The 22,474-nt window shown below is 72.8% G+C and carries 17 protein-coding genes and 1 pseudogene; 6 read left to right on the forward strand and 12 right to left on the reverse strand.

The features are described 5' to 3' along the window. Positions 1-150 precede the first annotated feature (150 nt). Both dxs and ACPU2J_RS26505 read left to right on the forward strand, forming a co-directional pair. Positions 151-2,067 carry a 1-deoxy-D-xylulose-5-phosphate synthase gene (dxs, locus tag ACPU2J_RS26500; protein WP_420079274.1) on the forward strand — a complete coding sequence of 639 codons (1,917 nt, stop codon included), beginning with the start codon at positions 151-153 and terminating at the stop codon, positions 2,065-2,067. Positions 2,068-2,198: 131 nt separating this feature from the next. Next, positions 2,199-3,686 (forward strand): amino acid permease, encoded by a 1,488-nt coding sequence (locus tag ACPU2J_RS26505; RefSeq protein WP_420082330.1) that lies wholly within the window; start codon positions 2,199-2,201, stop codon positions 3,684-3,686. 95 nt (positions 3,687-3,781) lie between these two features. On the opposite strand, the gene ACPU2J_RS26510 is transcribed toward ACPU2J_RS26505, so the two are convergent. From ACPU2J_RS26510 to ACPU2J_RS26540, 7 genes are all read right to left on the reverse strand, one after another. Then, positions 3,782-4,828, reverse strand: a complete 1,047-nt coding sequence (locus tag ACPU2J_RS26510) for an LCP family protein (protein ID WP_420079273.1) — start codon at positions 4,826-4,828, stop codon at positions 3,782-3,784. A gap of 91 nt (positions 4,829-4,919) precedes the next feature. Next, the gene (locus ACPU2J_RS26515) at positions 4,920-7,058 is read right to left on the reverse strand and encodes a 3-hydroxyacyl-CoA dehydrogenase NAD-binding domain-containing protein (RefSeq protein WP_365494241.1); all 2,139 of its coding nucleotides are present in this window, start codon (positions 7,056-7,058) and stop codon (positions 4,920-4,922) included. Next, positions 7,055-8,281, reverse strand: coding sequence for a thiolase family protein (locus ACPU2J_RS26520; protein ID WP_125814944.1), 1,227 nt, complete (start codon positions 8,279-8,281; stop codon positions 7,055-7,057). Before ACPU2J_RS26520 ends, ACPU2J_RS26515 begins: the two co-directional genes overlap by 4 nt. 137 nt (positions 8,282-8,418) lie before the next feature. Then, positions 8,419-9,174 carry a ferritin-like domain-containing protein gene (locus ACPU2J_RS26525; RefSeq protein WP_420079272.1) on the reverse strand — a complete coding sequence of 252 codons (756 nt, stop codon included), beginning with the start codon at positions 9,172-9,174 and terminating at the stop codon, positions 8,419-8,421. A gap of 118 nt (positions 9,175-9,292) precedes the next feature. Then, the gene (locus ACPU2J_RS26530) at positions 9,293-10,576 is read right to left on the reverse strand and encodes an HRDC domain-containing protein (protein ID WP_420079271.1); all 1,284 of its coding nucleotides are present in this window, start codon (positions 10,574-10,576) and stop codon (positions 9,293-9,295) included. Positions 10,577-10,700: 124 nt separating this feature from the next. Further along, positions 10,701-11,363, reverse strand: a complete 663-nt coding sequence (locus ACPU2J_RS26535; RefSeq protein ID WP_007267191.1) for a helix-turn-helix transcriptional regulator — start codon at positions 11,361-11,363, stop codon at positions 10,701-10,703. 291 nt (positions 11,364-11,654) lie between these two features. Further along, the gene (locus ACPU2J_RS26540; protein WP_361588922.1) at positions 11,655-12,311 is read right to left on the reverse strand and encodes a DUF3000 domain-containing protein; all 657 of its coding nucleotides are present in this window, start codon (positions 12,309-12,311) and stop codon (positions 11,655-11,657) included. A gap of 91 nt (positions 12,312-12,402) precedes the next feature. Here ACPU2J_RS26540 and hemE point away from each other — a divergent pair, with 91 nt between their 5' ends. Together hemE and ACPU2J_RS26550 are read left to right on the forward strand one after the other, a co-directional pair. Next, complete coding sequence (hemE, locus tag ACPU2J_RS26545; protein ID WP_361588919.1) at positions 12,403-13,467, forward strand: uroporphyrinogen decarboxylase; 1,065 nt, start codon at positions 12,403-12,405, stop codon at positions 13,465-13,467. A gap of 40 nt (positions 13,468-13,507) precedes the next feature. Next, a pseudogene (locus tag ACPU2J_RS26550) lies at positions 13,508-13,804 on the forward strand (DUF7638 domain-containing protein); the annotation flags it as partial. A 306-nt stretch (positions 13,805-14,110) separates the two neighbouring features. Here ACPU2J_RS26550 and ACPU2J_RS26555 read toward each other — a convergent pair. Next, complete coding sequence (locus tag ACPU2J_RS26555) at positions 14,111-15,493, reverse strand: FAD-dependent oxidoreductase (RefSeq protein WP_420079270.1); 1,383 nt, start codon at positions 15,491-15,493, stop codon at positions 14,111-14,113. A gap of 59 nt (positions 15,494-15,552) precedes the next feature. Further along, positions 15,553-16,533: a DUF4349 domain-containing protein gene (locus ACPU2J_RS26560; RefSeq protein ID WP_423834167.1), complete on the reverse strand. Its 981-nt coding sequence runs from the start codon at positions 16,531-16,533 to the stop codon at positions 15,553-15,555. A 140-nt stretch (positions 16,534-16,673) separates the two neighbouring features. Here ACPU2J_RS26560 and hemG point away from each other — a divergent pair, with 140 nt between their 5' ends. Both hemG and hemQ read left to right on the forward strand, forming a co-directional pair. Further along, positions 16,674-18,203, forward strand: a complete 1,530-nt coding sequence (gene hemG / locus ACPU2J_RS26565; protein WP_420079268.1) for a protoporphyrinogen oxidase — start codon at positions 16,674-16,676, stop codon at positions 18,201-18,203. A gap of 4 nt (positions 18,204-18,207) precedes the next feature. After that, complete coding sequence (gene hemQ, locus ACPU2J_RS26570) at positions 18,208-18,921, forward strand: hydrogen peroxide-dependent heme synthase (RefSeq protein ID WP_423834168.1); 714 nt, start codon at positions 18,208-18,210, stop codon at positions 18,919-18,921. A 232-nt stretch (positions 18,922-19,153) separates the two neighbouring features. Here hemQ and ACPU2J_RS26575 read toward each other — a convergent pair whose 3' ends face one another. From ACPU2J_RS26575 to ACPU2J_RS26585, 3 genes are all read right to left on the reverse strand, one after another. Further along, positions 19,154-20,203: a TIGR04222 domain-containing membrane protein gene (locus ACPU2J_RS26575; RefSeq protein ID WP_423834169.1), complete on the reverse strand. Its 1,050-nt coding sequence runs from the start codon at positions 20,201-20,203 to the stop codon at positions 19,154-19,156. Beyond that, positions 20,200-21,507: a DUF692 domain-containing protein gene (locus ACPU2J_RS26580; RefSeq protein WP_423835011.1), complete on the reverse strand. Its 1,308-nt coding sequence runs from the start codon at positions 21,505-21,507 to the stop codon at positions 20,200-20,202. Before ACPU2J_RS26580 ends, ACPU2J_RS26575 begins: the two co-directional genes overlap by 4 nt. Positions 21,508-21,650: 143 nt before the next feature. Then, positions 21,651-22,403 carry an aminoacyl-tRNA hydrolase gene (locus ACPU2J_RS26585; protein ID WP_420079266.1) on the reverse strand — a complete coding sequence of 251 codons (753 nt, stop codon included), beginning with the start codon at positions 22,401-22,403 and terminating at the stop codon, positions 21,651-21,653. Positions 22,404-22,474: the final 71 nt, after the last annotated feature.

Below are 22,474 nucleotides of genomic sequence, written 5' to 3' on the forward strand. Positions count from 1 at the left end.
TACGGGTATACGCCCGTATGTGATGTGTGGTCGCATGATCATGCGTACATGTATGACAAAGGTGTGACCCCGCCGGGACGGCCCGATGACCGCGGCCGCGAGCGGAACATTAGACTCGACAGACCAGCAAGCAACTGCAAGGAGGCACGGGTGCTGCTGACCCGCATCAAGGGACCGCGCGATCTGGACCGGCTCAGCCAGGAGGAGCTCGTACAGCTCGCCGCCGAGATCAGGTCCTTCCTCGTCGACGCCGTCTCCAAGACCGGCGGGCACCTCGGCCCCAACCTCGGCGTGGTCGAACTGACGATCGCCCTGCACCGGGTCTTCGAATCGCCCAAGGACAAGGTCCTCTTCGACACCGGCCACCAGGCCTACGTCCACAAGCTGCTCACGGGCCGCCAGGACTTCGCCGGCCTGCGCACCAAGAACGGCCTGTCGGGCTACCCCTCGCGCGCCGAGTCCGAGCACGACGTGATCGAGAACTCGCACGCCTCCACCGTGCTCGGCTGGGCCGACGGCCTGGCCAAGGCCAACGAGGTGCTGGGCCGCGAGGACCACCACGTCGCCGCCGTCATCGGCGACGGCGCGCTGACCGGAGGCATGGCCTGGGAGGCGCTGAACAACATCGCCGCCGCCAAGGACCGCCCGCTCGTCATCGTCGTCAACGACAACGAGCGCTCCTACGGCCCCACCATCGGCGGCCTCGCCAACCACCTGGCCACCCTGCGCACCACGGACGGCTACGAGCGCTTCCTGGCCCGCGGCAAGGAGCTCCTGGAGCGCACCCCGGTCGTCGGCAAGCCGCTCTTCGAGACCCTGCACGGCGCCAAGAAGGGCCTCAAGGACTTCATCGCCCCGCAGGGCATGTTCGAGGACCTCGGCCTGAAGTACATCGGGCCCATCGACGGCCACGACATCGAGGCCCTGGAGTCCGCCCTGCAGCGCGCCAAGCGCTTCAGCGGCCCGGTCATCGTCCACTGCCTCACCCAGAAGGGCCGCGGCTACACCCCGGCCCTGGAGCACGAGGCGGACCGTTTCCACGCCGTCGGCGTGATCCACCCGGACACCGGCCTGCCGGTCAAGACCGCCGCCGCCAGCTGGACCTCCGTCTTCGCCGACGAGATGGTCAAGATCGGCCACGAGCGCGAGGACGTCGTCGGCATCACCGCCGCCATGCTCCACCCGGTCGGCCTCAACAAGTTCGCCGAGGCCTTCCCGGACCGCATCTACGACGTCGGCATCGCGGAGCAGCACGGCGCGACCTCCGCGGCGGGCCTGGCCACCGGCGGCGTGCACCCCGTCTTCGCGGTCTACGCGACCTTCCTGAACCGCGCCTTCGACCAGGTGCTGATGGACGTGGCCCTGCACAAGTGCGGGGTCACCTTCGTCCTGGACCGGGCCGGCGTCACCGGCGACGACGGCGCCTCCCACAACGGCATGTGGGACATGTCGATCCTCCAGGTCGTCCCGGGCCTGCGCCTCGCCGCCCCGCGCGACGCCGAGCAGCTGCGCGCCCAGCTCCGCGAGGCCGTCGAGGTCAAGGACGCCCCGACCGTGGTCCGGTTCTCCAAGGGCGTCGTCGGCCCGGCCGTGCCGGCCGTCGGCCGCATCGGCGGGATGGACCTGCTGCGCACCCCGGCCCCCGAAGTCACCAGTCCGGACGTATTGCTCGTCTCGGTCGGCGCACTCGCCCCGATGTGCCTGGAGATCGCCGACCTCCTCGACAAGCAGGGCATCTCCACCACCGTCGTCGACCCCCGCTGGGTCAAGCCGGTGGACGAGGCCCTGGCCCCGCTGGCCGACCGCCACCGCGTGGTCGTCACCGTCGAGGACAACGGCCGTGCCGGAGGCGTTGGGTCCGCCGTCTCGCAGGCTCTGCGCGACGCGGGCGTCGACGTCCCGCTGCGCGACTTCGGCATCCCGCAGCGCTTCCTCGACCACGCCCTCCGCAAGGAGATCCTGGCCGAGATCGGCCTGACCGCGCCCGACATCGCACGGCAGGTCACCGGCCTCGTCGCCAAGCTCGACGGCCGCTACGACAGCGAACCGGCCGCCACCGTCGACTAGGACGGGCACGAGCCGCTAGATCGCCGCGCGGTTGCACGTCACGGGCCGGGAGATCACTCTTGAGGAGTGGGCCTCCCGGCCCGTTCGCGTGCGTCGACACCTGTTTCGGAGGTGCGTCGGTGAGTAGGGATATGAACAGCCCCTTCCGCACCAAGACGGTGGAGCAGTCCATCCGTGACACGGAGGAGCCGGAACACGCGCTCCGGAAGTCGCTCTCCGCCTGGGACCTGACGGTGTTCGGTGTGGGTGTCATCATCGGCACCGGCATCTTCGTCCTGACGGGCATCGCGGCCCGGAACAACGCCGGACCCGCGACCGCCCTCGCCTTCGTGGCAGCGGGCATCGTCTGCGCCCTCGCGGCGCTCTGCTACGCCGAGTTCGCGTCCACCGTGCCGGTGGCAGGGTCGGCGTACACCTTCAGCTACGCCTCCATCGGCGAGCTGCCCGCCTGGATCATCGGCTGGGACCTGGTGCTCGAGTTCGCGCTCGGCACGGCGGTGGTCGCGGTCGGCTGGTCCGGCTACGTACGCCATCTCATGGACACCAACCTCGGCTGGACCCTGCCGACGTCGCTGTCCGGTCCCGACGCCGGCGGTCATTTCGACCTGCTGGCCTTCCTGCTGGTCCTGGTGCTGACGTGGATCCTGGTCGTCGGGACGAAGCTCTCGGCCCGCATCACGGCCGTCGTCGTCGCCATCAAGGTGACCGTCGTCCTGCTGGTCATCGTCGCGGGCCTGTTCTTCATCAAGGCCGACAACTACTCGCCGTTCATCCCGCCGGCCCAGCCGCAGGAGGCGGGCAGCAGCGGCTGGCACTCGCCGCTGGTCCAGCTGCTCTTCGGCTACGAGCCCACCAACTTCGGCGTCATGGGCATCTTCACGGCGGCCTCGCTCATCTTCTTCGCCTTCATCGGCTTCGACGTGGTGGCGACGGCGGCCGAGGAGACCAAGAACCCCCAGCGGGACATGCCGCGCGGCATCCTCGGCTCGCTGCTCATCTGCACCGTGCTCTACGTGGCGGTGACCCTCGTGGTCACGGGCATGCAGAAGTACTCGGAGATGTCCGCGACCGCCCCGCTCGCCGAGGCCTTCAAATCGGTGAACCAACCGTTCTTCTCGGGTGCGATCAGTCTGGGCGCGTCCGTCGGGTTGATCACCGTCTGCATGATCCTGCTGCTCGGTCAGACCCGCGTGTTCTTCGCGATGAGCCGCGACGGACTGCTGCCGCGGGTCTTCTCCGTGACCCACCCGAAGTACCGCACCCCCTACCGGGCGACCATGCTGCTCGGCGGGATCATCGCGGTCGTCGCGGGCTTCACCAGCCTGGAGAGCCTCGCGGAACTGGTGAACATCGGCACCCTGTTCGCCTTCGTGGTGGTCGCGCTCGGCGTGATCATCCTCCGCAAGACCCGCCCCGACCTGCACCGGTCCTTCCGGACCCCGTGGGTGCCGTTCATCCCGATCGTCTCGATCGCGGCCTCGTTCTGGCTGATGCTCAACCTGCCGGCCGAGACCTGGCTGCGCTTCGGGATCTGGATGGCCATCGGCGTGGTCGTCTACTTCCTCTACGGACGTCAGCACAGCCGCCTCGCCAAGGTCGGCGCGGACGCCGAGTACTGACACGCCGCACACACGGCGGACACAGCCACGCGAACGCCGGAGCCGGCCGTACGGGTCATCCGTACGGCCGGCTCCGTGTGCGCACGCGGGGCTGCTCAGCCGGTGCCCTTGGCGGGGGAGTTCTTCGCGGAGGCCGGGACGGGCTGGTCCTTGCGGATGGCGTCCCACAGCTGCGTCGCCTGTGGCTCGGCCACGATCACGCGGTTGGGGTCGACCTTGTCGTAGGCGACCGGCAGCATGATCGTCTCCATGGTCTCCGGATTCACGCCCTTCATGCTCTGCGCGAAGTCCGCGAGGGCGGTCAGCGAGCCGAGGTCGGAGTCCGTGGTGAGCGACTTGGTCCCGGCGTCCGCGAGCTTGTAGAGCCGCGCCGGGTTGCCGAGGGCGTCCTGCTTCTTGATCTCGGAGAGCATCGCCAGCATGAACTGCTGCTGCAGACCGATGCGCCCGAGGTCGCTGCCGTCGCCGTAGCCGTAGCGGGTGCGGACGAACTTCAGCGAGTCGGTGCCGTCCAGCCGGTGGGTGCCCGCGTCCAGCTTCAGGCCGCCCTTGGCGCCGCTCATCGGCTTGTCGAGGGTCACGGTGACCCCGCCCAGCGCGTCCACCAGGCCCTTGAAGCCGGCGAAGTCCACCTCGACGAAGTGGTCCACGCGGACACCGGACATCTGCTCGACGGTGTTGACCACGCAGGCCGGTCCGGCCAGCGAGTAGACCGAGTTGAACATGACCCGCTTCGCGGACGGCACGGTCTTGCCGTCGCGGTCCTTGCACTCGGGCCGGGCGATCAGGGTGTCGCGGGGGATGCTCACCGCGGTGGCCTTGGCCCGGCCCTCGGGTATGTGCACCAGCATCGCGGTGTCGGAGCGGGCGCCGCTGACGGAGCCGTGGTCGAGGTCGCCGTTGGCCCCGGCCCGCGAGTCGGAGCCGAGCACGAGCACGTTCTGCGCGTTCGCGACGACCTTCTGCGGCCGGTTGTCGCCGATCGCCCGGTCCAGGTCGACGCTGTCGATGTTGCCGTTGAGGTGGCTGTACGTCCACCAGCCGGCCCCGGCCGCGCCCAGGATCAGCACGGCGACCAGCAACAGGGTGATCCGCAGAATGCGGCGTCGGCGGCGCCTGGGGCGCGCGTGCGTTTCCGTCATGGGGGTGAATCTTAGACAGGTATTCGAACGGCCGAAGCCCGCCCCCCGGAGGGAGCGGGCCCGGCCGTCGAACAGCCGCCTGCGACCCGGACTAGGCCGGGACGCTCGCGATGCCGGGGGCGAGGAACTTCTTGCCGTTCACGCGCTCCGAGACGCCCTCACGGTCCAGGTACGGCGTGATGCCGCCCAGGTGGAAGGGCCAGCCCGCACCGGTGATGAGGCAGAGGTCGATGTCCTGGGCCTCGGCCACGACACCCTCCTCCAGCATCAGACCGATCTCCTGCGCGACCGCGTCCAGGACGCGCGCGCGGACCTGCTCCTCGGTCAGGACGGAGTCGCCCTGCACCAGGAGGGCGGCCACCTCGGGGTCCAGCTCCGGCTTGAAACCGTTCTCCGCGGAGTACACGTAGAAGCCGCGCTTGCCGGCCTCGACGACCCGCTTGAGGTTCGGGGAGACGGTGAAGCGCTCCGGGAAGGAGCGGTTCAGGGTCTCGGAGACGTGCAGACCGATCGCCGGGCCCACGAGCTCCAGCAGCACCAGCGGGGACATCGGCAGGCCGAGCGGCTCGATGGCCTTCTCCGCCGTGACCACCGGGGTGCCCTCGTCGATGACGTTCTGGATCTCGCCCATGAAGCGGGTCAGGATGCGGTTCACGACGAACGCCGGGGCGTCCTTGGTGAGGACCGCGGTCTTCTTCAGCTTCTTGGCGACACCGAAGGCCGTGGCCAGCGAGGCGTCGTCGGTCTGCTCGCCGCGCACGATCTCCAGCAGCGGGAGGATCGCGACCGGGTTGAAGAAGTGGAAGCCGACCACACGCTCCGGGTGCTGGAGCTTCGAGGCCATCTCCGACACCGACAGCGAGGAGGTGTTGGTGGCGAGGATCGCGTGCGCCGGGGCGACCGCCTCGACCTCCGCGAACACCTTCTGCTTGACGGACATCTCCTCGAACACGGCCTCGATGATGAAGTCCGCGTCCGCGAAGCCCTCGGCCTTGTCCAGGACACCGCTCACCAGGGCGGTCAGGCGGTTGGCCTTGTCCTGGTTGATGCGGCCCTTGCCGAGCAGCTTCTGGATCTCGGCGTGGACGTAGCCCACGCCCTTGTCCACGCGCTCCTGGTCGATGTCGGTGAGGACCACCGGCACCTCCAGGCGGCGCAGGAACAGCAGCGCCAGCTGCGAGGCCATCAGGCCCGCGCCGACGACGCCGACCTTGGTGACCGGACGGGCCAGGGACTTGTCCGGGGCGCCGGCCGGGCGCTTGGCGCGCTTCTGGACCAGGTTGAAGGCGTAGATGCCCGAGCGCAGCTCGCCGCCCATGATGAGGTCGGCCAGGGCCGTGTCCTCGGCGTCGAAGCCGGCCTGGAGGTCGCCGTCCTTGGCCGCGGCGATGATGTCCAGCGCGCGGTAGGCGGCCGGAGCGGCGCCGTGCACCTTGGAGTCCGCGATGGCGCGGCCCTTGGCGACGGCCGCGTCCCAGGCCTCGCCGCGGTCGATCTCCGCGCGGACGACCTCGGTGGTGCCGTTGAGGACGTTCGCGGTCCACAGGAGCGACTGCTCCAGGAAGTCCGCGCCCTCGAAGATCGCGTCGGCGATGCCGAGCTCGAAGACCTGCTTGCCCTTGAGCTGGCGGTTCTGGTTCAGCGAGTTCTCGATGATGACCGAGACCGCGCGCTCGGCGCCGATCAGGTTCGGCAGGATGGCGCAGCCGCCCCAGCCGGGGACCAGGCCGAGGAAGACCTCGGGCAGCGAGAAGGCCGGGATGGCCTTGGAGACGGTGCGGTAGCTGCAGTGCAGACCGACCTCGACGCCGCCGCCCATCGCCGCGCCGTTGTAGTACGCGAAGGTGGGGACGGCCAGCGCCGAGAGGCGCTTGAAGACGTCGTGACCGCCCTTGCCGATGGCGAGCGCCTCGTCGTGCTTCTTCAGCAGCTCGACGCCCTTGAGGTCGGCGCCGACCGCGAAGATGAACGGCTTGCCGGTGATGCCCGCGCCGACGATGGTGCCGGCGGTGGCCTCCTGCTCGACCTGGTCGATCGCCGCGTTCAGGTTGGCGAGGGACTGCGGGCCGAAGGTGGTCGGCTTGGTGTGGTCGAAGCCGTTGTCCAGCGTGATGAGCGCGAAGCGCCCGGCGCCGAACGGCAGGTCCAGGTGGCGGACGTGCGCGGACGTGACGACCTCGTCCGGGAACAGCTCGGCCGCGCCCTTCAGGAGCTCAGCGGTGGTGCTCACTTGGAGTCTCCCTCGGCGTTGAAGTTCGGGTTCTCCCAGATGACCGTGGCGCCCATGCCGAAGCCGACGCACATGGTGGTCAGGCCGTAGCGGACGTGCGGCTGCTCCTCGAACTGGCGGGCCAGCTGCGTCATCAGGCGCACGCCGGAGGAGGCCAGCGGGTGACCGAAGGCGATGGCGCCGCCGTACTGGTTCACGCGGGCGTCGTCGTCCGCGATGCCGTAGTGCTCCAGGAACGCGAGGACCTGGACGGCGAAGGCCTCGTTGATCTCGAAGAGGCCGATGTCGTCGATCGTCAGGCCGGCCTGGGCCAGGGCCTTCTCGGTGGCCGGGATCGGGCCGTAGCCCATGACCTCCGGCTCGACACCCGCGAAGGAGTACGAGACGAGGCGCATCTTGACCGGGAGGTTGTTCTCGCGGGCGAAGTCCTCGGACGCGATGATCGCGGCGGTGGCACCGTCGTTGAGACCGGCGGCGTTGCCCGCGGTGACCCGGCCGTGCGTACGGAACGGGGTCTTCAGGCCGGCCAGGTTCTCCAGCGTGGTGCCCGGGCGCATCGGCTCGTCGGTGGTGACCAGGCCCCAGCCCGTCTCGCCCGCGGCCTCGTTGGTGTTGCGCACCGAGATCGGGACCAGGTCCTGCTGGATCTTGCCGTCGGCGTACGCCTTGGCGGCCTTCTCCTGCGAGCGCACGGCGTACTCGTCGGCGCGGAGCTTGGTGATCGTCGGGTACCGGTCGTGCAGGTTCTCGGCGGTCATGCCCATGAACAGGGCGGACTCGTCGACCAGCTTCTCGGAGACGAAGCGCGGGTTCGGGTCGACGCCCTCGCCCATGGGGTGGCGGCCCATGTGCTCGACACCGCCGGCGAGGGCGACGTCGTACGCACCGAAGGCCACACCGCCCGCGACGGCGGTCACGGCGGTCAGCGCGCCGGCGCACATGCGGTCGATGGAGTAGCCCGGGACGGACTGCGGGAGGCCCGCGAGGATGCCGGCCGTGCGGCCCAGCGTCAGGCCCTGGTCGCCGATCTGGGTGGTCGCGGCGATGGCGACCTCGTCGATCTTCTTGGGGTCCAGGTCCGGGTTGCGGCGCAGCAGCTCCCGGATCGCCTTCACGACGAGGTCGTCGGCGCGGGTCTCGTGGTAGATGCCCTTCGGGCCCGCCTTGCCGAACGGGGTGCGGACGCCGTCGACGAAGACGACGTCCCTGACGGTACGAGGCACGTTGGCTCTCCTCCAGGTGCGGGGATGGCACTGCTGCGCGGGGGCGGCTCCGCATCCGTTGCTGAGCGCCCGCTCACCCGGCCATGCTACTTGCGGGTAACCCATGTGCACACCCCCTCCCCGAGGAGCGGCGAAGGTCACACTCCCCAAGGTCGTCCGGACGTCACCCGGACGGGTGGAACAGGGCCGTCCGCCATGACCGCGGCCATCGGCCCCGCCGCCCGCGTCACCTCGGCGGCGAAGGCCCGGCGGGAGACCCCGGCCGCGCGCAGCGCCGCCCCGTGATCGGCCGCCACCACCGCGGCGGCACCCGCCACCAGCAGCCGCCAGCCCGCGGTCGCCGCCCGGCGCGCGGGCCTCGACAGCCCGCCGAGCCCTTCGTGGAGGCGGTGGCAGTGGAAGGGGACGTGTCGCTCCTCGTCGCCCAGGATCCGCCCGGCCACCTCCGCGGTCAGCGCGTCGGGAGCGCCGTCGCGCAGGGCCCGGTAGTAGGACAGGGCCACCACCTCGGCCACCATCAGCACCATCAGTTCCACTCGCAGGCCGAGCATGCGCCGGATCCGCACGAAGGCGGCGTCGCTCCAGTGCCCGGGGAGGACGGGCTCCCCGGCGGCCGCCAGCAGCAGGGCCAGCATCCGGGCGTGGTTCTGCTCCTCGGCGACGAACAGCCGCGCGGCCGCGGTGTAGGAGGGGTTCCCGGCCCGCTCGGCCTTCGCCAGCAGGGCTGAGCCGTCGCCGTCCTCGCCCACCTGGAACTTCTGCAGGCTGCGGACGAGGGCCCGGGGCAGCCGTGCCCCGCGGGTCCAGTCCGGGTCGCCGAGCGCGGCGCGCCGCTCCCGCTCGGCCTCGAAGTCGCGGGTCCAGTCCTCGTACGAATTTTTGATCACGTTCAAGAAATTAGCCGTTGTTGAGCGTGTTCAAAACCCCGCGAGTGTCATGGGCACGTAACAAAGGAGCCCCCGGCCGGATGGCCGGGGGCTCTCGTGGTCCGTGCGGACGGCGCGTTCCGCGTCAGGCGGTCGCGCCGAGGGCGGTGACCAGGGCGGGGGTCACCTGTTCGATCTGCCAGGGGCGGGCGCCGTACGAGGCCAGGGCCTGCGCGACGGCGGCCTCGTCCGGGCGCTGCGGGGGCTCCCAGCACAGCCGCCGGACCGTGTCCGGGGTGATCAGGTTCTCCTGCGGCAGGTTCAGCTCCTCGGCGAGCGCCGAGACGGCGGTGCGGGCCGCCGCCAGGCGGGCGGCGGCCGCCGGGTCCTTGTCCGCCCAGGAGCGCGGCGGCGGCGGGCCGGCCGGGGTCGCGCCCGGCTGCGGCAGCTCGCTCTCGGGGAGGGCCTTGGCCCGGTCCACGGCCGCCATCCACTGCTCCAGCTGCCGCCGGCCCATCCGCTGCCCGTAGCCGGGCAGGGCGGACAGCGTGTGCACGTTCGCGGGCAGGGCCAGGGCGGCCTCGACGATCGCGGCGTCGCCCAGCACCTTGCCGGGGGACACGTCGCGCCGCTGTGCGATCCGGTCGCGGGACTCCCACAGCTCGCGCACGACGGCCATCTGCCGGCGCCGGCGCACCTTGTGCATGCCGGACGTACGGCGCCAGGGGTCCTTGCGCGGCGGGGCGGGGGGCGCGGAGGCGATCGCGTCGAACTCCTGACGGGCCCACTCCAGCTTGCCCTGCCGGTCCAGCTCCTTCTCCAGGGCGTCGCGCAGGTCGACCAGGAGCTCGACGTCCAGCGCGGCGTAGCGCAGCCAGGGCTCGGGCAGCGGGCGGGTGGACCAGTCGACGGCGGAGTGGCCCTTCTCCAGCGCGTAGCCGAGCACGCTCTCGACCATCGCGCCCAGTCCGACGCGCGGGAAGCCGGCGAGCCGGCCGGCCAGCTCGGTGTCGAACAGGGAGGTGGGCAGCATGCCTATTTCGCGCAGGCAGGGCAGGTCCTGGGTGGCCGCGTGGAGGATCCACTCGGTACCGGACAGGGCCTCGCCGAGCGAGGACAGGTCGGGGCAGCCCACCGGGTCGATCAGCGCCGAGCCGGCGCCCTCGCGGCGCAGCTGCACCAGGTAGGCGCGCTGGCCGTAGCGGTATCCGGAGGCGCGTTCGGCGTCGACGGCGACGGGGCCGGTTCCCGCGGCGAAGGCCGCGACGACCTCGGCCAGGGCGTCCGCGTCGGCGACCACCGGCGGGATGCCCTCGCGGGGCTCCAGCAAGGGGATCGGCAGCCCACCGGGCGGAACAACGACTTCGTCCGGGGGGCCGCCCCCGGTGGTGGTGCGCAGGTCTGCTGCGGTCTCTTGGGCGTCGGTCACCGGTCAAGGGTATCCGTGTATACGACGCGCCCGTCGCCGGAACGTTCCGTCGACGGGCACGATCAGTACGCGGGGAGTTTTCCGGGGGTCTCCCGGAGGTCTATCCGGGGGTCGCGGCCCGCGTTCAGTGGATGATCCCGGTGCGCAGTGCCACCGCGACCATTCCGGCGCGGTCGCCCGTGCCCAGCTTGCGGGCGATGCGGGCGAGGTGGGACTTGACGGTCAGGGCGGACAGGCCCATCGAGACGCCGATGGCCTTGTTGGACTGGCCCTCCGCGACGAGGCGCAGGACCTCGACCTCGCGGCCGGAGAGCTCGCGGTAGCCGCCCGGGTGGCTCGGGGCACCCGGGGGGCGGCGGTGCATACGGGCGGCCGCGGCGCCGATGGGGGCGGCGCCGGGGCGGGTGGGGAGCCCGATGTTGGTGCGGGTGCCGGTGACGACGTAGCCCTTCACTCCGCCCGCGAGGGCGTTGCGCACGGCGCCGATGTCGTCGGCGGCGGACAGGGCCAGGCCGTTCGGCCAGCCTGCGGCGCGGGTCTCGGAGAGCAGGGTGAGACCGGAACCGTCGGGCAGGTGCACGTCGGCCACGCAGATGTCGCGCGGGCTGCCGACGCGGGGGCGGGCCTCCGCGATGGACGACGCCTCGATCACGTCGCGGACTCCGAGGGCCCACAGATGCCGGGTCACCGTGGAACGGACGCGCGGGTCGGCCACGACGACCATGGCCGTCGGCTTGTTCGGGCGGTAGGCGACCAGGCTTGCGGGCTGCTCGAGAAGAACGGACACCTAGGCCTCCTGGGGGAGTGGCGGGGCCGGCCGGTTCGGGGAAGGGAGCCGGTGGGGACCCGTGCGGATGGTCACTGACTCCTTCGGCACGTCACCCGCCCGGCTTTAGGGAATGATCACGATTTGGTGAGTAACAATTAGGGCAATTCGGACGCACGATCGATCATCAGGTGATCAGAAGCCCACAACGGGAGGCCGGGTTGTGACAGCCCTCCCGGCCGCCGGCCGCCCGCGCGGCGCGGGCGGCGGGGGGTCCGGGGCCCCCGTGCGCAGGGCCGGACGGCCCTGCGGCTACGGGTGGTGCGGACCGCGTCGCTGTGGCAGGGAGACCACGCCCGTCGCCGTGTCCGTCGGCCCCACCGGGGGCAGGCCGGCGATCTGGCAGATCAGTTCGCACCACGCCGACAGGTGCGCCGGGGTGTCGGGCACCCCGCCCGCGCCCTCGCGGGGGGTCCACGAGGCCCTGATCTCGATCTGCGTCGCCGGACGCCGCTCCGCGAGCCCGCCGAAGTAGTGCGAGCCCGCCATGGTCACGGTGCCGCTCGCCTCCCCGTACGCCAGCCCGCGCGCCTCCAGTGCCCCCGTCAGCCAGGACCAGCACACCTCGGGCAGGAGCGGGTCCGCGGCCATCTCGGGCTCCAGCTCCGCCCGTACGAGCGTCACCAGCCGGAAGGTCCCGTGCCAGGCCTCGTGCCCGGCCGGATCGTGGAGCAGGATGAGCCGGCCGTCGGCCAGGTCGTCCTCGCCCTCCACCACCGCGGCCTCGAGCGCGTAGGCGTACGGCGCGAGTCTCTGGGGCGGCTTCGTCGGATCGATCTCGATCCCCGGGCGCAGTCGCGCCGTCCTGAGGCCGTCGACCGCCCGCCGGAACGGGAGCGGGGCGGAGCCCTCCTTCGGCCTGCCCGTACCCTCGGCGCCATCTGAAAATCGTCCCTGAGCCGCAGCCATGCGGGGAAGACTAGGCGGTATGTGAGCCCGTGCGGCGCAGGGACACCCGTGCCGGGTCGGGCACTTCTTCATACGTGCGAAGATTTGGGTCGTGAGCGCCAACCTCCGCCCCCAGGGCCAGCCGAGCCAGACGTACGATTCCGCCTTCCTGAAGGCGTGCCGGCGGGAGCCGGTGCCGCACACCCCGGTGTGGTTCATGCGGCAGGCCGGGCGCTCCCTCCCCGAGTACCGCAAGGTGCGCGAGGGCACGGCCATGCTGGAGTCCTGCATGCGCCCCGACCTGGTCACCGAGATCACGCTCCAGCCGGTGCGCCGCCACAAGGTGGACGCGGCGATCTTCTTCTCCGACATCGTGGTCCCGCTCAAGGCCATCGGCGTCGACCTGGACATCAAGCCGGGCATCGGCCCGGTCGTGGCCCAGCCCATCCGCCGCCGCGAGGACCTCGCACAGCTGCGCGACCTCACCCCGGAGGACGTCGCGTACGTCACCGAGGCGATCGGCATGCTCACGGGTGAACTGGGCTCCACGCCGTTGATCGGCTTCGCGGGCGCCCCCTTCACCCTCGCGAGCTACCTCGTCGAGGGCGGTCCGTCCAAGAACCACGAGCACACCAAGGCCCTCATGTACGGGGACCCGGAGCTCTGGGCGGAGCTGCTGGACCGCCTCGCGGAGATCACCTCCGCCTTCCTCAAGGTCCAGATCGAGGCCGGCGCCTCGGCCGTCCAGCTCTTCGACTCCTGGGTCGGCGCGCTGCCCCCGGCGGACTACCGCCGCTCGGTGATGCCCGCGTCCGCGAAGGTCCTGGAGTCCGTCGCCTCGTACGGCGTCCCGCGCATCCACTTCGGCGTGGGCACGGGCGAGCTCCTCGGCCTGATGGGCGAGGCCGGCGCCGACGTCGTGGGCGTCGACTACCGGGTCCGGCTGGACGAGGCCGCCCGCCGGGTGGGCCCCGGCAAGGCGCTCCAGGGCAACCTGGACCCCGCCGTGCTCTTCTCCACCACGGAGGCGGTCGAGGCCAAGACGGACGAGGTCCTCGCCGCGGCCGCCGGCCTGGAGGGCCACGTCTTCAACCTCGGCCACGGAGTCCTGCCGACGACCGACCCCGACGCGCTGACCCGCCTGGTGGACTACGTCCACACCAAGACGGCCCGCTGAGCGGAAAACCGCACCCGAGCAAGATCGAAACGTCGGTACCGTGCCCTGCACGACATGGCACGGACCGACGTTTCGCATATCCGACGGAGGACGCGTCGACGGGGCCTGGTGCCTCGTCTGGCGCAGGCACGACCTGCTGGACGAGCACTTCGTCGAGCACCTCTTCGTCTACGCGGACGGCCTGATCACCTGCGGCGGGTGCGACGCGACCGACCTCGCCGGGCTGGAGCGGCTGCCCGCCACGGGGAGGCTCGCCCTGGACCCGCCGCACGCACGCGAGCGGCCCGAGGAGCAGCCGGAGCGCTCGAATTGGGAGACCCGGTATCCCGAGCCGCGGACCGACGCGGGCTTCCTCCTGGAGGTCGCCGACGAGATCCGCCGGCTGGCGGGCCGACCACGGCCGGATTCGCGCGGCCGCCACCGCCGACCGGGCACGGGAGCTGGCCGGCGCGGCGGCCCGGCGGGCGGACTGGTCCGGGGTGCGGCTCGCCGCGGTCCTGCTCGCCACGGGAGACGCGCCGATCCTCCACATCGGCACCTCCGAGGCGCCCTTCTGGCGCGACGGAGGTACCCGGGGCGGCCGCAACCCGTTGGGCCGGCTGCTGGAGCTGGTCCGCTCCGAACTGCGCTGCGCGCGGAGCGGTCAGACGCCCGCCGCGCGGACCGCGGAGACCGCCTTGCGGGCCGCCACCAGGACCGGGTCCCAGACCGGCGAGAACGGCGGGGCGTAGCCGAGGTCCAGGGCGACGACCTGCTCCACGGTCATGCCCGCCGTGAGCGCCACCGCCGCGGCGTCCACCCGCTTCGCGGCGCCGGCGCCGCCGACGATCTGCACCCCGAGGAGCCGGCCCGTGCGGCGTTCCGCCAGCATCTTCACCGTCATCTCCGTGGCGCCCGGGTAGTAGCCCGCCGTGTTGGTGGAGGTGACGGTGGCCGTCACGAAACGCAGGCCCGCCTCCAGCGCGTCCCGTTCGCGCAGCCCCGTACGGGCGATCTCCAGGTCGCAGACCTTGCTGACGGCCGTGCCGACGACGCCGGGGAAGGTCGCGTAGCCGCCGCCCACGCCCGAGCCGATGACCTGGCCGTGCTTGTTGGCGTGCGTGCCCAGCGGAACGTGCCGGGTGCGGCCCGCCACCAGGTCGAGGACCTCCACGCAGTCCCCGCCGGCCCAGATGTTCCCGTGGCCCCGGACGCGCATCGACAGGTCGGTCAGGATTCCGCCCGAGGGCCCGAGCGGCAGTCCCGCCGCGCGCGCCAGCGCCGTACGGGGCTCCACGCCGATGCCGAGCACGACCACGTCCGCCGGGTACTCCTCGCCGGACGTCGTGCACACCGCCCGGACCCGCCCCTCCTCGTCGGAGAGGATCTTCGTGACCTCGGCGCGGGAGACGGTCCGGATGCCCATGCGGTTCATCGCGCTGTGCACCAGGCCGCCCATGTCCGGGTCCAGCGTGGACATGGGCTGCTCGCCCCGGTGCAGGACGGTGACCTCGAAACCCCGTTCCACCAGGGCCTCCGCCATCTCCACCCCGATGTAGCCCGCCCCGACCACCACGGCCCGCCGGCCGCGCGTGCGCTCCAGCGAGTCCATCAGGCGCCCGCCGTCCTCCAGGGTCTGGATCCCGTGCACCCCGTGCGCGCCGATGCCGGGGAGCCGGGGCCGGACGGGTCGGGCGCCCGTCGCCAGGACCAGCTTGTCGTAGGCGGTCCAGGACTCCGCCCCGCCGTCCAGGTCCCGGGCGCGCACCCGGGACCCGGCCACGTCGAGCTCCACCACCTCGGTGCGGGTGCGCAGGTCGATGCCCCGGGCCCGGTGCTCCTCGGGCGTGCGGGCGATCAGGTCGTCGCGCTCGGGGACCAGCCCGCCGACCCAGTACGGGATCCCGCAGGCGGAGTACGAGGTGAACCGGCCGCGCTCGAACGCGACGATCTCCAGCTCCCCGGCGCCCTTGAGCCGGCGGGCCTGTGACGCGGCGGACATGCCCGCCGCGTCACCCCCGACCACCACCAGTCGTTCCGTCGCCATCGACCGCACCACCCCTTCACCACCGAACGATGGTGAACACGCTACGGCCGAACGCGCGTTCAGTCCTGCACGTCCGCCGCGGTGTCCGCAGCCCGCTCCCGCTGAGCGGGCACCGCCGGCCACCGCGGAGCAGGTGCCGCCTTCGGCCGCGCCGGCCGCAGACGCCGGAACAGGCGGAACAGCAGCAGCACCACGGCCCCGGCCAGCGCGAAGGGCAGCAGGGCGCCCACCGCCAGCGTCAGGTAGCGCAGCACCGCCGTGAAGACGTCCCAGCCGGCGCCCAGGGCGCTCAGGAAGGTGGGCTCCTTCTTCTTCTCCTGGACGGCGGGAGCGGGCTCGGAGACCTCCAGGGTGATCGTGCCCATCGAGGTCTGGTCCTTCAGCGCCGTCTGCTGCGCCTGCAGCGATTCCAGATCGGACTGACGCCGGCTCAGCTCGCCCTCCAGCATCACCACCTCGCTCAGCGCCGACGCCTTGCCCATCATCTCCCGCACCCGTGCCACGCTGGCCTGCTGCGAGGAGACCCGGCTGTTGATGTCGGCGACCTTCTCGGTGACGTCCACCGCGTCCACCTTGCGGTGCAGCAGCTTCCCGCTGCCCTCCATCGCGCCGAGCACGGCGTCGTAGCGCTCGCCCGGGACCCGCAGGACCACCGTCGAGGTCATGCGGCCGTTGCTGCCGCGCTTGGTCGACTCGCTGCCGACGTAGCCGCCCGCCCCGTCGGCCGCGGCACGGGCCGCCGCGAGGGTCTTCTGCACGTCCGCCGTCTCGATGCCGAGCGTCGCCGTGCGGATGACGTTCGGGCGGACCGCGGCCGGGGGCTGGGCGTTCTTGTCGGCGCCGCCGCCCGGTGAGGCCGCCGGGGCCGGGGCCGCTGCCCCGCCCCGCGTGCCCTCCTGTGCCTTGCCCTCGGCGGGCGCCACGGCCGCCTTGTCCTGCGCGGCCCCCTCGCCGCCCGCGCCGCAGCCGGTGAGCGCGAGCACGCCCACCAGGGAGAGGGCGGCCAGGGCCGCCGCGGAACGCTGTCTGCTGCTGTGCATCGTTCGGAAACCCCCGTCGTTCGGCTGCTGTTGCCGTTTCGACGTACCGGGGCCCGCCGCGGGTTTCGCCCGCACGGTTCCGGCCCGGTCCCGATGCGGTCACGGTCCGGCCTCGGAGATCGGTCTGAGACGATGTGTCCATGCACGAAGCGGACATGCGTACGGACCGGCCGGGAGGCGGCGTCCCGGCCGGCCGGCCCCTCGGACACGTCGTCGTCATCGGCGGCGGCATCGCCGGCCTCGCCGCGGCCCACCGGCTGCTCGCCGGAGGCGCCCGCGTGACCCTGCTGGAGGCCGGCTCCCGGCTCGGCGGGAAGCTGTACACCGGCGAACTCGCCGGAGCCCCCGTCGACCTCGGCGCCGAGTCCATGCTCGCCCGGCGTCCCGAGGCCGTCTCCCTCGCCCGGGCCGTGGGTCTCGGCGACGCCGTGGAGGCGCCCGCCACCGCGACCGCCCGGCTGTGGACCCGGGGCGCGCTGCGGCCCATGCCCCGCGGGCACGTCATGGGCGTCCCCGGCGACCTCGCTCCGCTCGCCGCCTCCGGAGTGCTCTCCGCGGAGGGCCTGGCCCGCGTCGGCGCCGAGGCCGGACTCCCGCCCACCGAGGTCGGCGAGGACGTCGCCGTCGGCGAGTACGTCGCCGCCCGCATGGGCCGCGAGGTCGTCGACCGGCTCGTCGAACCGCTGCTCGGCGGGGTCTACGCCGGCGACGCCTACCGGATCTCGATGCGCGCCGCCGTCCCCGCGCTCTTCGACGCCGTACGCACCCACTCCACGCTGACCGAGAGCGTGCGCGCCCTGCAGAGCGCCGCCGCGGAGCGCGCGGCCGCCGAGCGGACCACCGTGACCGGCGCGGCCGCCACCGGTGCCTTCTTCGCGGGGATCGCCGGCGGCATCGGCCGGCTGCCGCTCGCCGTCGCCGACGCCTGCCGCGCGGCCGGGGCACGGATCCTGACCGGCACCCCGGTCCGGGGCGTCGACCGCACCCCCGGCGGATGGCGGGTCACCGCCGGGGAGGAGACCCTCGACGCCGACGCGGTGGTCCTGGCCGTCCCCGCCGGGCCGGCCGCTCGGCTGCTGGACGCCCTCGCCCCGGCCGCCGCGGCGGAGCTGGACCGGATCGAGTACGCCTCGATGGCGCTGGTCACCCTGGCCTTCCGGCGCGCGGACCTGCCGGCCGCCGTCACCGACGGCGGCGCGAGCGGGTTCCTCGTACCGCCCGTCGACGGCCGGACCATCAAGGCCTCCACCTTCTCCAGCAACAAGTGGGCCTGGTCCGGGGCGGATCCGGAGCTCTTCCTCCTGCGCACCTCCGTGGGCCGGTACGCCGACGAGAGCGACCTGCGCAAGGACGACGCCGAGCTCGTCGAGGTCTCCCTCGGCGACCTCGGCGAGGCCGTGGGGCTCGCGGCCCGGCCCGTGGCCTCCGTCGTCACCCGCTGGGACGGCGGACTGCCCCAGTACCCGGTCGGTCACCTCGCCCGGGTCGCCCGGATCCGTGCCGCCGTCGCGGCCCTGCCGGGCCTCGCGGTGTGCGGCGCGCAGTACGACGGCGTGGGCATTCCGGCCTGCATCGCCGGTGCCGACGCGGCCGCGCAGGCCGTGATCGGGTCGCTGACCGCGCGTACGGCACCCCTGGCACGGACCACTGATCAGCGCACGGGACAATAGACACATGACTGCACCAGAGAAGATTCCCAACGCGGGGAAGAAGGCGAAGGACCTCAACGAGGTCATCCGCTACACCCTGTGGTCCGTCTTCAAGCTGAAGGACGTCCTGCCCGAGGACCGCGCCGGTTTCGCCGACGAGGTCCAGGAGCTGTTCGACCAGCTGGCCGCCAAGGACATCACCGTCCGCGGCACCTATGACGTCTCCGGCCTGCGCGCCGACGCGGACGTCATGATCTGGTGGCACGCGGAGACCGCCGACGAGCTGCAGGGCGCCTACAACCTGTTCCGCCGCACCCGGCTGGGCCGCGCGCTGGAGCCGGTGTGGTCGAACATGGCCCTGCACCGCCCGGCCGAGTTCAACAAGTCGCACATCCCGGCCTTCCTGGCCGACGAGGTCGCCCGCGACTACGTCAGCGTCTACCCGTTCGTGCGCTCGTACGACTGGTACCTGCTGCCCGACGAGGACCGTCGCCGCATGCTCGCCGACCACGGCAAGTTGGCCCGCGGCTACCCGGACGTCCGCGCCAACACCGTCGCCTCCTTCTCGCTGGGCGACTACGAGTGGATCCTGGCCTTCGAGGCGGACGAGCTGTACCGCATCGTCGACCTGATGCGCCACCTGCGCGCCTCCGAGGCCCGCATGCACGTCCGCGAAGAGGTGCCCTTCTACACCGGGCGCCGCAAGTCCGTCGCCGATCTGGTGGCCGGGCTCGCCTGATACCTCCCCTGGGGGGAAGGACCGGAGGACGACCACACCGTCAGGTGAGTTCCTCCGGTGGATCGGGAGGCCCAGCCCCCGAAACGACGCAGCCGGAGACCCCGCCCGGAAGTTCAGACGACAGGCGGCGCAGTGCCCCTGGGGCACCCGCCGCCCGGTCGTCCAGCGACACCGGTGCGGGCTCCGGATGCGGCGCGATCCTGACGTCTCCGGCCGTCGTACCCGCCGCCGGTCAGCAGCTGCTGCTGGAGCAGCTGGACCCGGACGAGCTGGAGCAGCTCGACCCGGAGGAGCCGGAGCAGCTCGACCCCGAGGAGCCCGAGGAGCCCGAGGAGCCCGAGCAGCCGGACCCGGACGAGCCGCAGCCCGAGCCCGAGGAACAGCTGCCGCCCGACGCCCCGCAGCTCGAACCGCCCCCGCCGGCGCCCCCGTCGCTCGTGGCGCACCACAGCACCGGCAGCAGTTCGGGCGAGCCGTCGGAGGACGACGTGCCATGGGTGCGGTGGTGCGCGCCGGACTGGGCCGCGGCCAGCCGGGTGCCGCGCGCGGCCGACACCAGCTGCCGGCGCAGGGCCGGATCGCGCAGCCCGCGCAGCCCGGAGAGCGCCACCTGCACCTGCGGGGTGGCGTGGGCGCCGTACGCGGCCCGGGCGGCGACCAGGGCCCGTGTCCCGGCCGGGGTGATCCGGCTCTTCGCCCGTGCGGCGCAGATCACGCCCACCAGGAGGCCGCCCAGCAGCGGCAGCAGCACCTTGACCACGAACGGCACCACGGGCTCGGGATCGAGCGCGAACTCCACGAACGTCAGCGGGATCGACGCGGCCAGCCACACCCCGCACACCACGGCCTGGATCCGCCCCAGGCGACGCCAGCGCCGGCCGGCACCGGGCCGGGAGATCAGCCCGCGGTCGGCCAGCACCTCCCCGATCTCCTGGACGGCCGGGTCGCACATGGCGGCGTAGCGCACCTGGTACAGCCAGCCGGAGGGCGCCGCGCGGTGCGCCTGGAGCACGGCCCGTTCGGCGGGATCGCCGGCCCGGGCCGCGGGGTGCACCTGGACGATGCCGGGACCGCCGACGACGAGCCGTCCGTCGACGAGCATGGCCACCAGGGCGGCGTCCACCACGTTGCCGGGACCGCCCACCACGAAGGCGGCCTCGGACAGGTCCTGCAGCCCGGCCGCGGGGCCGGCCGGTGCGGGCCGCGACCGGCGCAGCCCGAGCACGAGCAGGACCGAGGAGACCAGGACGGCGATCCAGAGGGCGAGGGCGAGGAGGTTCATGCCGCCCTCCCCGTGAGCGCCCGGGCCCAGCGCACGAGGGGGTGGGGCGGTCGGGCCCCGGACCGCTCCCGCCACCAGGAGGTGAGCCGGCGCCGCGCCGCGAGGTCCGCGGGCAGGTCACGGACGAGGAGGTGCTCAGCGAAGTCCAGCGCGTCCCGGCGGTATCCGGCGGTCATCGGGCGGCCCTTGGCGTAGGTGAGGAAGGCCTCGCGGTACGGTCCGCGCCCGCCCAGGATCACGGGCAGTTCCGGAGCCAGCTTCGCGACGACGTCGGCCCGCTTCGCCGCCAGCGCCCGGGCCTGCACCCGGATGCGGGCCCGGTCGAAGCCCTCGGGCACAGGGGTCCCGGCCACGAGGGCCGACAGCAGCGCGGCCTGTCCCAGCGCCACGCGGGTCCGCGCCCCGTCGTCCGCCGCACCCGCCGTGCTCGCCGGGCCGCCGTCCTGCCCGGCGACGGACTCCCGGGCCCGTGCGGGGGAGTCCTCCTCGGTCCCGGCACCGGGCGTGACCACCGCCCGGATCGCCGCCAGCTCGCTCGCCAGCTCGGCCTCCGCAGGGAAGTCGTCGTCGCGTTCCAGCAGCACGCCCGGCGGATCCACCCGGGAGCGGAGTTCCGCCAGCAGGTCGAGGACCACCGGAGGCACGGGGTGGGCGTGGGTGTCGTGCCATACGCCGTCCCGCTCGATCCCCCCGGCCACGTGCACGTACGCCAGGGCCTCCAGCGGTATCGCGTCCAGCACGGCGGCCGGGTCCTCCCCGCGGTTGACCCGGTTGGTGTGCAGGTTGGCCACGTCGACGAGCAGCCGTACGCTGGTCCGCTCCACCAGCTCCGTGAGGAACTGCCCCTCCGTCATCTCCTCGCCCGGCCAGGAGAACAGCGCCGCGATGTTCTCCAGGGCCAGGGGGACGGGCAGGGCGTCCTGCGCGATCCTCACGTTCTCGCACAGCACGTCCAGCGCGTCACGGGTGCGCGGCACCGGTAGCAGGTGCCCGGCCTCCAGCACCGGCGAGGTGGTCCGTACGAAGGCGATGTGCTCGGTGACGAGCGGCGCGCCCAGCGCCACCGCCCGCTCGCCGAGCGCCGTCAGCTTCGCCGGGTCGGGGCGGTCGGCGCCGCCGAGGCCCAGCGAGACCCCGTGCGGAACGATCTTCGTACCGCGCTCGCGCAGCCGCAGCAGTGCCTCGGGCAGGTGGCCCGGGCAGACGTTCTCGGCCACCACCTCGACCCAGTCCAGGCCGGGCAGCCGTTCGACCGCGTCCGCGATCTCCGGCCGCCAGCCGATCCCCGCCCCCAGGCGTCCCATGGGCTTCATGTCCCCTCGCCCCCTCTCGTGCCACCGTGCGGTGTGCGGATGTCATGGCCCCGACGGAGTCGCGCCAATCGCAGGAGGGGACGTTCAGAGCAACATTTGAGGTTCCCGGCGGTTCCGGCGGTGGCGCGGCCCGGTCAGAGCCGGGCGCGCAGCGCCGGGTGGTCGGCGACGACCGTGGCACTGCCCGGGGCGATCTCGGTGAACCCCGCGTCGCGGACCACCGGCAGCCCGCTGCTGCTCAGCGCCTCCCAGCGGTCCCGCGGGGCCGTGCGCACGGCCAGCCGGAAGCCCGTGGCCTGCCACGCGGTCCGCTCGGCCGGCGTCAGGTCCCACCACGCCAGCTGCGCCGCGTGACCGGCCTGGGCCATCGCCTTGCCGGCCGACATGCCGAGGCCGGGATTGAGCCACAGCACGGGCAGGCCCGGCGCGGTGTCCGCGCCCACCGGCTCCGGGTCGTCCAGGTCGGTGCCCGAGACCTGGAGCTTGGCCAGCTCCTTGGGCCAGCCGTCCAGGGGCACCGGCGGGAACACCCGCACCAGCGCCTCCGTGCCCTCCACCGTGATGCCCGGCAGGGTCTGCGCCTTGCGCCACTCGGCGCCGCGCGCCCGCCGGACCACCTTGCGGATCCGGGCGTCCTGCCAGTCGCTGACGGCCCGGGCCCACTCGCCCTCGCCCCGCGCCCGCTCGTCGGTGAGCAGCACCAGCACCGCGCGGGCCGCCGTCTCCAGGGCGTCCGTCCGGGCGGGCGGCTCCGCCTTCTCGATGCGCACCACCAGCGGCAGGACGAACTGCGGGGCCTCGTCGCGCAGGGCGTGCTCGCGCCGGAAGGCACTGTCGGCCCCGACCGCGGGTACGCCGGAGGTGTCGTCTGTGTGCTGGCTGCTCATCCCGCCAAGGATGCCAGGCTCCCCCCTGAGGATGATGTCCCGGGTGGCGGGTCCGGACGAGGATCGAGGGC

It is taken from the genome of Streptomyces manipurensis (assembly GCF_049570255.1).
Taxonomy (GTDB): Bacteria; Actinomycetota; Actinomycetes; order Streptomycetales; family Streptomycetaceae; genus Streptomyces; species Streptomyces manipurensis.